Origin of the sequence: Sinomicrobium pectinilyticum (assembly GCF_003725735.1) — a bacterium.
Classification (GTDB): domain Bacteria; phylum Bacteroidota; class Bacteroidia; order Flavobacteriales; family Flavobacteriaceae; genus Sinomicrobium; species Sinomicrobium pectinilyticum.
In genome coordinates, this window is record NZ_RJTM01000047.1 from 35,085 (window position 1) to 43,992 (window position 8,908).

The 8,908-nt window shown below is 41.8% G+C and carries 10 protein-coding genes; 9 read left to right on the forward strand and 1 reads right to left on the reverse strand.

The genetic code is table 11. The features are described from left to right. From ED312_RS07600 to ED312_RS07640, 9 genes are all read left to right on the forward strand, one after another. Nucleotides 1-1,482: a phytoene desaturase family protein gene (locus ED312_RS07600; protein WP_123215423.1), complete on the forward strand. Its 1,482-nt coding sequence runs from the start codon at nucleotides 1-3 to the stop codon at nucleotides 1,480-1,482. Next, a complete protein-coding gene (locus ED312_RS07605) occupies nucleotides 1,479-2,315 on the forward strand; it encodes a phytoene/squalene synthase family protein (RefSeq protein ID WP_123215411.1) in 837 nt (278 codons plus the stop codon). The genes ED312_RS07600 and ED312_RS07605 overlap by 4 nt, the downstream gene beginning before the upstream one ends. Then, nucleotides 2,312-2,812 carry a hypothetical protein gene (locus ED312_RS07610; RefSeq protein ID WP_123215412.1) on the forward strand — a complete coding sequence of 167 codons (501 nt, stop codon included), beginning with the start codon at nucleotides 2,312-2,314 and terminating at the stop codon, nucleotides 2,810-2,812. Before ED312_RS07605 ends, ED312_RS07610 begins: the two co-directional genes overlap by 4 nt. Beyond that, entirely contained in the window at nucleotides 2,809-3,291 is a 483-nt protein-coding gene (locus tag ED312_RS07615) for an SRPBCC family protein (protein WP_123215413.1), read from the forward strand. The genes ED312_RS07610 and ED312_RS07615 overlap by 4 nt, the downstream gene beginning before the upstream one ends. After that, nucleotides 3,288-3,740, forward strand: coding sequence for a sterol desaturase family protein (locus tag ED312_RS07620; RefSeq protein ID WP_123215414.1), 453 nt, complete (start codon nucleotides 3,288-3,290; stop codon nucleotides 3,738-3,740). Before ED312_RS07615 ends, ED312_RS07620 begins: the two co-directional genes overlap by 4 nt. 1 nt (nucleotide 3,741) lies before the next feature. After that, nucleotides 3,742-4,440 carry a lycopene cyclase domain-containing protein gene (locus tag ED312_RS07625; RefSeq protein WP_123215415.1) on the forward strand — a complete coding sequence of 233 codons (699 nt, stop codon included), beginning with the start codon at nucleotides 3,742-3,744 and terminating at the stop codon, nucleotides 4,438-4,440. Further along, nucleotides 4,433-5,728: a cryptochrome/photolyase family protein gene (locus ED312_RS07630; RefSeq protein ID WP_123215416.1), complete on the forward strand. Its 1,296-nt coding sequence runs from the start codon at nucleotides 4,433-4,435 to the stop codon at nucleotides 5,726-5,728. Before ED312_RS07625 ends, ED312_RS07630 begins: the two co-directional genes overlap by 8 nt. A 165-nt stretch (nucleotides 5,729-5,893) precedes the next feature. Beyond that, on the forward strand, nucleotides 5,894-6,766 hold the full coding sequence (locus ED312_RS07635; RefSeq protein ID WP_123215417.1) for a helix-turn-helix domain-containing protein: 873 nt from the start codon (nucleotides 5,894-5,896) through the stop codon (nucleotides 6,764-6,766). An 87-nt stretch (nucleotides 6,767-6,853) separates the two neighbouring features. After that, nucleotides 6,854-7,264 carry an OsmC family protein gene (locus ED312_RS07640; RefSeq protein WP_123215418.1) on the forward strand — a complete coding sequence of 137 codons (411 nt, stop codon included), beginning with the start codon at nucleotides 6,854-6,856 and terminating at the stop codon, nucleotides 7,262-7,264. Nucleotides 7,265-7,464: 200 nt separating this feature from the next. Here ED312_RS07640 and ED312_RS07645 read toward each other — a convergent pair whose 3' ends face one another. Further along, nucleotides 7,465-8,574, reverse strand: a complete 1,110-nt coding sequence (locus tag ED312_RS07645; protein WP_123215419.1) for a LytR/AlgR family response regulator transcription factor — start codon at nucleotides 8,572-8,574, stop codon at nucleotides 7,465-7,467. Nucleotides 8,575-8,908 lie beyond the last annotated feature (334 nt).

Here is an 8,908-nt window from a genome sequence, read left to right on the forward strand (position 1 = left end):
ATGACAATGAAAATCGCTATTATCGGTTCAGGTTTTTCCGGTATTTCTGCCGCTGCTTATACCGCTTCGGCAGGCCATGAGGTGCATGTATTTGAAAAGAACAGTACCATGGGCGGGCGGGCCAGACAGTTTAAAACTTCTAACGGCTACGTGTTTGATATGGGGCCCAGCTGGTACTGGATGCCCGATATCTTCGAAGAGTTTTTTAAGGATTTTGATACTGCCCCCGATCATTTTTATAAGCTGGTTTCCCTGGATCCCCAGTTTGAAATGGTATTTCGTGATGGTATTACCGCTATTCCGGAAAAATACGATGACATGCGCAGGCTTTTTGAAAATCTCGAAGATGGAGCTGCCCGTAAACTGGACCGGTTTATGGAAGAAGCCAGAATAAAATATGAGATAGGTATGCGGGAATTTATCAACAAACCCTGCCTGTCATGGACAGAATTCCTTTCGTTGAAAATAGCCCGGAATACTTTGAAACTGGATCTGCTCACCAATTTCCGTAATCACGTGCGACGGTATTTCAAAAATCCGAAATTAATAACGCTCATGGAATTTCCGGTGCTTTTTCTAGGAGCTACTCCCAAAGATATTCCTGCAATGTACAGTCTTATGAACTACGGTGGTTATAAACTGGGAACCTGGTATCCCATGGGGGGATTTTATCGTGTTTGCGAAGCCATGATCACTGTGGCCGGACAGCAAGGTGCACATTTTCACGTGAATGCCGACGTAGAAAAAATACATGTCGTTGATGACCGTGCCCATGCGATAACCGTCAACGGGAAAACCCTCTTATTCGATGCTGTAATTGCTGGATCGGACTATCACCATACGGAAACACTCCTGGATGAATCATATCGTAATTACAGCGAAGATTACTGGCAAAAGAGGATATTTGCTCCCTCCTGCCTGATTTATTATCTGGGGTTTCGTACCCGGATACCAAACCTGAAACATCATACCTTATTTTTTGAAAATGACTTCGATGTACATGCCGATGAAATTTATCGTGATAAAAAATGGCCTTCCAAACCACTTTTCTATGCCTGTTGTCCGTCACAAACAGATGATGAAGTGGCCCCCGAAGGACATGAAAACCTGTTTCTGCTCATGCCTCTGGCATCGGGTATAGAAGATCATGAAGAATTACGTGCAACGTATTTCACGGAAATGATCTCCCGGCTGGAAAAACACACCGGCACTTCGAACCTGGCGGAATACATCGACTATAAAAAAAGTTATTGCATCAAAGATTTTATCAGGGATTACAATGCCTACCAGGGCAATGCCTATGGCCTGGCCAATACACTAAACCAGACAGCGGTATTGAAACCATCTATAAAAAACCGAAAAGTAAAAAACCTGTATTATACCGGGCAACTCACGGTTCCGGGGCCCGGAGTTCCTCCTTCTATTATTTCCGGTAAAATAGTGGCCAAAGAAATAAATCAACTTAAAAACATACTGGTATGAAAATTCTTTTTGACGAGTTATCATTCAAGATCTGCCAGGAAACCACCAAAAAATACAGTACAAGTTTCTCTTTTGGGATACTTGCACTCTCCAATGAGATACGCCCTGCCATATATGCAATTTACGGATATGCCCGCCTGGCCGATGAAATTGTGGATAGTTTTCACGGCTATGACAAGAACTACCTCATGCAACATCTGCGGGAAGAAACGATCTATTCCATAAAAGAACAAATATCCCTGAATCCCGTTATTCATGCGTTCCAGCAAACCGTAAACCGGTACGGGATAGAATGGGAACTTATAGATACGTTTCTTCGTAGCATGGAAATGGACCTCCGACCTGTTAATTACGATTCCGATCTCTATGATACATACATCCTGGGCTCTGCAGAAGTTATCGGGCTTATGTGCCTGCGGGTATTTGTAAAAGGTAATAAAGAAGAATACCAAAAGCTCAAGCCCTATGCTATGAGACTGGGATCGGCATTTCAAAAAGTGAACTTTCTCAGGGACCTGAAACACGATTATAATATCCTCGGTAGAACTTATTTCCCGAACGTCAATATGAAGGAGTTCGATACCGGGGTAAAACTGGAGATCGAAAAGGAGATCGAACAAGAATTCCGGGAAGCCCTGGAAGGTATAAAAATGTTACCCCATTCGGCTAAATTCGGCATATACCTGGCCTATACCTATTATACTTCCCTGTTCCGCAAAATACAGCAGACACCTGCACAAAAGATCATTTCCGAACGGGTTCGTATTCATAACGGTAAAAAAATATCATTGATGATGAGCAGCTACCTTCAGTTTAAAATGGCTATGATATGAAACTAATGTTGCTCATATTTTTTACAACGGCCAATACCGTTTTTGCCGTGAAGCAACAGGAATTTCCCGAAAATATAAGGAAACGTTACACTATGGCTCCGTTTAATAAGGAAATATGCATGCAAACACTGGATATTCTCGAAAATATAACAAAAAGCAGCAGGCAGACAGCTTACCTGGGAGCTTTCCAGATTATCAGTGCGAAACATCTGTTCAACCCTTTTAAAAAACTGAAGATTTTTTCGGAAGGAAAGAAAAACCTGGAAAAGGCCGTAGCACAGGTACCGGATGATGTGGAAGTACGTTTTATCCGGATGTCCATACAACGGGAAATCCCCGGTATCCTGAATTATAAATCCGATCTGGAAGAGGACAAAAAATTTATTGTGAACAATTATTCTCACATCACTGATACCGAATTACAGGATCTTATTTTTAATTTCCTGAATAAAAATGATATGTTAACCCCGGAAGAGGAAAAAATGTTAAAGAGATGATATATCAATTACACAAATCACAACAATTGTATTGTGATATAGAAACTGCCTGGTGTTTTTTTTCCAACCCGGAAAATCTCCCTGAAATAACGCCGGATACCATGGGATTTAAAATAGTCTCAAAACCCGAAACACATAAAATTTATGAAGGGATGACCATCGACTATAAAGTCTCTCCCCTGTTGGGTATACAGATGCACTGGCAAACGATTATCACCCAGGTCAGCGAAGGTCGCAGTTTTACCGACTTCCAGGAGAAAGGCCCTTATACGCTGTGGAATCATTTTCACGAGTTCATTCCTAACGAAAAAGGTGTCCTGATAAAAGATACGATAGACTATAAACTTCCAATGGGTATATTAGGCCAATGGCTGCACCGCATGATGATAAAGCGCAAACTGGAAGCTATTTTTGATTACAGATACCGGGTCCTGGAAGAGAGATTTAACAGCAACGGACGAAAAAAACAAGTACTATGAACTTGCTTATTGTAGTTATTACATTCTTTACCATGGAAGGTATTACCTGGCTTACCCATAAGTACATAATGCATGGGTTTTTATGGGTTTTGCATAAAGACCATCACGATAAGAGTCATAGCGGGAAAATGGAACGCAACGATTATTTTTTCCTGATTTTTGCCATTCCGGCCATCGGTATGCTATATTACGGATCTTTAAACGACTTTAGTCCCTGGTTTTATATAGGACTTGGAGTAACGCTGTATGGTTTTGCCTATTTTTTTGTGCATGACATTTTTATCCATCAGCGTATACGGATTTTCCGCAATACCAAAAGTCCTTATCTCCTGGGCATCCGGCGGGCCCACAAACAACATCATAAACATACGGACAAAGGAGAAGGTGAATGCTTCGGTTTTCTCTGGGTACCGGTAAAGTATTTCAAAATGTATATACAAAAAAGATAATATGGAAAACTACCTGTACCTGGCTGTCAATTTTTTCACGATTATTATTTGCTTTATATATGCATTTCACAGAAAAGTAAGGTTCGACAAATATTTTATTCCCTTTCTTAAAGCCAGCCTTTTAGTAGCTGTTCCTTTTATTCTCTGGGACATATGGTTTGCCGCAAACGGCGTTTGGTGGTTTAACGAGCGGTATCTTACAGGGTTCCGGTTATTAAACCTGCCCGTAGAAGAATGGCTCTTTTTTATTTGCATTCCTTTTTCCTGTGTATTTACATACTACTGCCTGGATCTGTTTCTGAACCTCGGGAAAGATCGGTCAAAAGTACCTTATGGGATTTACATGGCCATCTTTTTATGCTTTGGAATTGCGGTAATACACTATGATAAACTATATACTTTTGTGACCTTCTTCACCACAGGACTCTCCCTGGTCTTTTTGAAATTTGTAGTTAAATATGATTCCATAACCAAAATTACGGCAGTATATGCCGCTTTACTTCTGCCATTCCTGGTAGTTAACGGAATTCTCACAGGTACGGGACCGGAAGAAGCTGTTGTAAATTATAATCCCGAAGATTTCATGAAGATCCGGATACTCACCATTCCTGTGGAGGACGCCGTTTACGGTTATGAGCTTGTTCTGTGGAATATCTTCTTTTTTCGCAAATTCTCGAAAAATATTGAAAACAATGAATAAAATAAACGTATTCTGGTTTCGCAGAGATCTCAGGCTCCATGATAACTCCGGTTTGTACCATGCTCTTCAATCGGACAGGAACGTTTTACCGGTGTTTATTTTCGATACGGATATACTGAAACAATTTATCGACAAAAAAGATCGCAGGGTGCATTATATTCATCAGGTGCTTGAACACATCAATTCGGAATTACAGAAAAACGGCTCTTCCCTCCTCACCTTTTTCGGCACTCCGCAAGAAGCATTTGAAAAGCTATTGGAACAGTATGACATAGAACGTGTTTTTTGTAACAGGGATTACGAACCCGAAGCATTAAAGCGGGATAAAAATATACACGAACTACTGAAGCAAAAAAATATAGCGTTCCAGGACTACAAAGACCAGGTCATATTCGAAAAAAGCGAAGTTGTTAAAAAAGACGGTGATCCGTATACGGTGTATACCCCCTATTCGAAGACCTGGAAAAATTTACTGAAGGAAACGGATTATGAAGCTTTCGATATAAAAAAAGACAATTTCCTTCCCGGAAAGAACAACAAATTCCACACGCTGAAAGAAATCGGTTACGAAAAAACGGATATCACCTTTTCCGTACCGGAACTGAATCCCTCTGTCATAGACACCTATGATAAATACCGGGATTATCCTGCCATGGAGCATACGACAAACCTGGGTAAGGATCTCCGGTTCGGCACCATTTCCATAAGACAATGCGTGCGTTTTGCCCTTCAACACAATAAAACCTGGCTTGACGAACTGATCTGGCGGGAATTTTTCATGCAGATACTATACCATTTTCCGGAAGTGGAAAACCGCTGCTTCAAGGAAAAATACGAGCAGATAAAGTGGCGCAATAACGAAGAAGAATTCCAACGCTGGTGCGAAGGCAAAACAGGATATCCCATCGTAGATGCAGGCATGCGCCAACTCAATCAAACCGGGTGCATGCACAACCGTGTGCGGATGATCACAGCCAGCTTTCTCACTAAACACCTTCTTATCGATTGGCGTTGGGGAGAAGCTTACTTTGCACAAAAGTTACTGGATTATGACCTGGCAGCCAATAATGGCAACTGGCAATGGGCTGCCGGATGTGGCTGCGATGCCGCCCCGTATTTCCGGATATTCAATCCGGAGTCCCAGACCAAGAAGTTTGATAAAGACCTGCAATACATTCGCAAATGGTATCCGGATTATGATTCGGATTTGTTCAATCAACCTATAGTGGAGCACAGCTTTGCCAGAAAACGTGCCTTGGACGCCTATAAAAACGGACTGGCCTCATAACATTAACCACATGCTACAAAAACTCCTCTTGATAAAAGACAGGCTTGACCGGATAACGTTAATTCCTTCCTAAACAGCTTTTGTCAACTTCGCGGATTATCATAATTTGTTTAACTTTACTTGTATAGCATCCTTTCGGTATAAAAACGCATCTTTAAAAGAAAAATGACACTAAACCGGGAATACACCAGTAACTATAAGAAAATAGGTTTTTTACCTGTATCAGTGCTTACGCTGGACGAAATAAACCATTCGTCCTATGCGGCTTATATCAAGGTTCTATATCTCCCCGCGGGTTGCGAACTCACTGTGGATTTTACACGTTACAACACCCGCAGGCCTTCGCTCTTCTTTATAAACAGTAACCAGTTTATGCGTATGGACAAAGCCGGGAAAGAGCAGGGTTATTTTATGTATTACAACCGGGACTTTTATTGTATACAGATACACGATGCCGAAGTAGCCTGCGATGGCCTGTTGTTCAACAATATTTACCAGATCCCTGTCACCGAATTGTCTCCGAGGGAGAATACGATTATTCTCGCTCTGTACGAACAGATCCGTGAGGAATTTGAACTAGAGGCTTCCACTCAGGAAGAAATGCTTCGGATTTATCTGAAACAAATCATTATACGTGCCACACGGCTCTGGAAAGAGCAGCAACTGGGAAAACTAAACAGCGAGCCAAACCAGGAAATCGAGTTTTTCAGGGACTTCAGCCGCCTGGTGGAAATCCATTTCCGGAAAAAACACAGTGTATCCGATTATGCCGACTTGCTCGGTGTAGCGGCTAAAACGCTGTCCAATAAATTTAAACGTCATGATCTGCCCCAGCCCAATGAAGTCATAAAGGACAGGATCGTCCTTGAAGCCAAAAGACTATTAAACTATACGGGACTCAGTGTAAAGCAGATTGCTTATGACCTGGGCTATGAAGACCCTGCATATTTCAACCGTTTGTTCACCAACAAAGCAGGAAGCAGTCCGGCCGTTTTCAGGAAAAAATACACAGAAGGGAAAAAAGTACAATCAGAATAGACTTTTGTGTATTTCCGGCGGCTTAAGACGGGCCTATCTTTGTTTCATCAAAAATAAAAGAATGTTTAACTCTTAATGTAATAAACCATGAAACGTAAAGCACAAGCCGTATGGAACGGCAGTATCAAAGAAGGAAAAGGACATCTTACCACAGGTAGTAATGTGCTGGATAAGACCCAATATTCGTTTAACAGCCGTTTTGCCGAAGGTAAAGGCACCAATCCGGAAGAACTTCTGGCCGCAGCCCACGCGGGATGTTTCACCATGAAACTGAGCCTGGATCTCACCGAAGCAGGATATGAAGTGGAGGAACTGAGCACTTCCTCTACCGTAACCCTCGACAACGGAAAAATCACAAAATCCTTACTTCAACTCCAGGCTAAAGTTCCCGGGATTGACAACGATACCTTTCAGGACATCGCCAAAAAAGCCGAAGAAACCTGCCCCGTAAGCCAGGCCTTTAGTTTTGACATCGAACTCGAAGCCAAACTTGTATGATATTGGATTGCAGGTTCCAGGTTGCAAGTTCCAAGCTATAGTTACTGTTATTACAAGTAGAGCCTTTAGTAATTACACAAAGTATAACTGCTACGTGAACCGCTGTGTCTTCTTTGTGTGTCTGTGTTACAACTTTTACTCACGATAACAGGGCCATTTGGAACTTGGAACCTGCAACTTGCAACCAACCCTCACTCTTCCTACCTGTCAAGCCATTGTTTGAACTCTGCCACCTTATTTTTACTTATTACCACGGTTTCGCCGGTATCTGGCTCTACAGTAATCCGTAATTGGTTTTTCCCATACATCCATATGTTTTTTATCGCCTGTACATTAATTAGAAACTGCCTGTTAGCACGATAAAAACTATCCGGTCCCACCTGCTTTATCAATTCGTCCAGGCTGTTATTGCTCTGAAACTTCTGTCCGGAAAAAGTATGTATATAAGTCATACCGTTTACCAGGTTAAAGAAAGCGATCTCTTCTACCTGTATGGCCACCATTTCGTTCTTATGATATGTCACTATCCGCTTACGGGATGCCGTTTCTTCTTCTATCAATGCAGTAACGAATTGTTCTTTTGATTTTTCTCTCGAAGCCCTGAGACTTTCATTGAAGGCGGTCAGTTGGTTCACCTTTTCGGTAAGTTCTTTTTTTTCCGTCTCCGTGGCTTTCTCATATTTTCTGTATATCCACCGCACTATCCCGAAACAACACAAAATAACAGCAAGTGCCCCCAGGAGAGCTCCCAGCATGAACCGGTTATACAAACCGGACAACTGGGTTTGCAAAACAGAAATATTCGCGTGAAATGCCACCATCCAGTCCGTTCCGCCTACCGGATAAACACTGACGATCTCCGAAGAGCGAGCAGGGTCAGAAAACGATCGTATGCCCTCATACTGTTCTCCCGATCGCAATACTTCACTGAAGGCAATTTCCTTTTCACTTTCAGACAGATAGAAACGGGAATTGTTTTCGCCTATCTTTTGTCCCACCAAAGCAGGATCGGGGTGGCACAATTCTATGCCTTGCGTATTGTACATACAGATAAACTCACTCCTGATATCGGTATTCAGAATACTTTGTTGCAGATTACGTATTACCTGTTCTTCCGGTAATCCCGCCCGCAATTGCTGTTCCAGGAGCACAGCTATTTCCCTGGTTTCCCTTTGCCCGGATTCCAGCTGGGTGTCCCACAGGCTTCTCTCCGCCGATCGATAAAAATATTGCAGCGAAACAAAGCCCGCCAGCAGGACGACAACACTTATTCCCAAAAAAATGAAAACATATAAACGCGATTTTTTCATTCGAACACCGGTATTTATTATTCAGGTAAACGTATCCGGATTACCTGCAGAAACGAAAAATTATACAAATTTACCCAAAACTCCACGCTGCTGAAAAGATTAAATTCTTCCCGATACATCCCTCCACAGCTATGGAAAACTGTTAAAACTTCTTCTTTTTCCTAAATAAATACCGCACAAGGGAAAAAAGTACACTAATAATAGCCGTTTGTGTATTTTTTGAGGCACTCTGCGAACATACCTTTGTTTCATCAAATTAAAAGAATGTTTAACTCACTAGTGTCCACTTGAAATAAACTGATTTTCAGTTGTTTATATTCATGTTCTTTGAAAT

Bases quoted from the DNA above. Each gene is read 5' to 3' on its own strand.
- ED312_RS07625 (WP_123215415.1), top strand. From the start codon at position 3,742: ATGGAAAACTACCTGTACCTGGCTGTCAATTTTTTCACGATTATTATT.
- ED312_RS07605 (WP_123215411.1), top strand. From the start codon at position 1,479: ATGAAAATTCTTTTTGACGAGTTATCATTCAAGATCTGCCAGGAAACC.
- ED312_RS07635 (WP_123215417.1), top strand. From the start codon at position 5,894: ATGACACTAAACCGGGAATACACCAGTAACTATAAGAAAATAGGTTTT.
- ED312_RS07645 (WP_123215419.1), bottom strand. From the start codon at position 8,574: ATGAAAAAATCGCGTTTATATGTTTTCATTTTTTTGGGAATAAGTGTT.
- ED312_RS07620 (WP_123215414.1), top strand. From the start codon at position 3,288: ATGAACTTGCTTATTGTAGTTATTACATTCTTTACCATGGAAGGTATT.
- ED312_RS07600 (WP_123215423.1), top strand. From the start codon at position 1: ATGACAATGAAAATCGCTATTATCGGTTCAGGTTTTTCCGGTATTTCT.
- ED312_RS07615 (WP_123215413.1), top strand. From the start codon at position 2,809: ATGATATATCAATTACACAAATCACAACAATTGTATTGTGATATAGAA.
- ED312_RS07640 (WP_123215418.1), top strand. From the start codon at position 6,854: ATGAAACGTAAAGCACAAGCCGTATGGAACGGCAGTATCAAAGAAGGA.
- ED312_RS07630 (WP_123215416.1), top strand. From the start codon at position 4,433: ATGAATAAAATAAACGTATTCTGGTTTCGCAGAGATCTCAGGCTCCAT.
- ED312_RS07610 (WP_123215412.1), top strand. From the start codon at position 2,312: ATGAAACTAATGTTGCTCATATTTTTTACAACGGCCAATACCGTTTTT.